The organism is Mesorhizobium sp. M7D.F.Ca.US.004.03.1.1, assembly GCF_003998635.1.
GTDB lineage: Bacteria > Pseudomonadota > Alphaproteobacteria > Rhizobiales > Rhizobiaceae > Mesorhizobium > Mesorhizobium loti.
Map to the genome: position 1 here is coordinate 1 of NZ_RZQG01001315.1, position 1214 is coordinate 1214.

Consider the following 1214-nt stretch of genomic DNA (forward strand, 5'->3'; position numbering starts at 1 on the left):
TTGTCGATCTCGACCGTCTGGTCGCTGAGGCGGAAGGCGGTCAACGGGACCGGCGTTCCGTCGGGCGTCACCAGGGTCAGCACCAGCGGCGAGACCGGTTCGCTGAAGGTCAGCGAGAATTGTGCCGGCCCCTGTTCCAGCACCGCGCCGTCGGCCGGATCGGTCTTGATCAGCGCGGCATGGGCAAAGGCCTGATCTGGCCCGGCCATGACGGCAAGAAGCACGATCAAGGCCAACAGGCCGACGACAAGCCGGCCAGCGCGTTGGCCGGCCATGGAAGCCGTTTGCAGGAAGGACGTCGTGCTCATGTCACCGCCACGGAGAATAGCGGCGCGCTTTTGCGAGCGCGCCGCCCGAACGATCATTTCTTCGGCAACAGCTTGATGCCGGGCGCCGGGTTTTCCAGCGCGTCTTCATCCTGGCCGGCTGCCGGGATCTCGATCCAGCGATCGGCAGCGCCATCGCATTCCTGCACCACCGGGAAGTAAAGTTTTTGGCCCACCGGGAGATCCGCCGCCAGTGTCGCGCGGAAAACGAACTCGTCGTAGAATTCATCCGGCAGGCTGCCGCCGCTCCAATCGACCTCCTTGACTCCATCGGCCACCGCCTGACCGTAGAGCTGGTAGGATTTGTCGTACTTGCCCTTCTTGGTCTGCAGCGTCCAACCCGGCTTCGGCATCGGCTTCACCGCGATCACGCCTTCCGGGATCTGCACACGCACGGCGGTCGTCGCCTTGCCGTCGCAACCATGCGGCACGCGCAGGACCGCCTTGTAGGTCGAGCCGACGGCCGCTTCCTGGGTTTCGAGCGTGATATGCGCGAAGGCGGCACTCGTCCCGAGCACGAAAAGTGCTGCGGCCGCCAGAAAATACTTGTTCATGATGGTCCCTCAGATCTTCAAAATTTGTCTAACTGGCGCGATCAATTGGCGTGGTCGTCCATGGCACCACCACCCATGCCTTCGACGGCAAAATCGACGCTGACGGCGCCGGCCTTTTCGAAGGTCAGCGTGGCGGAAAACTTCTCGCCCTGCTTGGGTTGGCGCTTCAGACCGATGAACATCAGATGATAGCCGCCGGGTGCAAGCGCGACCTTGCCGCCGGCCGGAATCTCCAAGCCGCCGGTAACCGGCCGCATGGTCATGACGCCGTCCTTGACGCCCATCTCATGCAGCTCGGCCTTTTCAGAAACATCGGAGGAAATCGACACCAGCC

Annotated in this window: 3 protein-coding genes; all 3 read right to left on the reverse strand. The window is 63.0% G+C overall.

Annotated features, from left to right (window positions below):
• Positions 1 to 308: copper resistance protein CopC (locus tag EN935_RS36655; protein ID WP_206534675.1), on the reverse strand; the 308-nt coding region annotated here is incomplete at its 3' end.
• Between the two features lie 53 nt (positions 309 to 361).
• Positions 362 to 880: a YcnI family protein gene (locus EN935_RS36660; protein ID WP_127263219.1), complete on the reverse strand. Its 519-nt coding sequence runs from the start codon at positions 878 to 880 to the stop codon at positions 362 to 364.
• Between the two features lie 41 nt (positions 881 to 921).
• Positions 922 to 1214 (reverse strand): copper chaperone PCu(A)C (locus EN935_RS36665; RefSeq protein WP_164771715.1); only part of this gene is annotated, 293 nt, incomplete at its 5' end.

Coding starts and splice junctions, on each gene's coding strand:
- EN935_RS36660 (WP_127263219.1), bottom strand. CDS start 880: ATGAACAAGTATTTTCTGGCGGCCGCAGCACTTTTCGTGCTCGGGACG.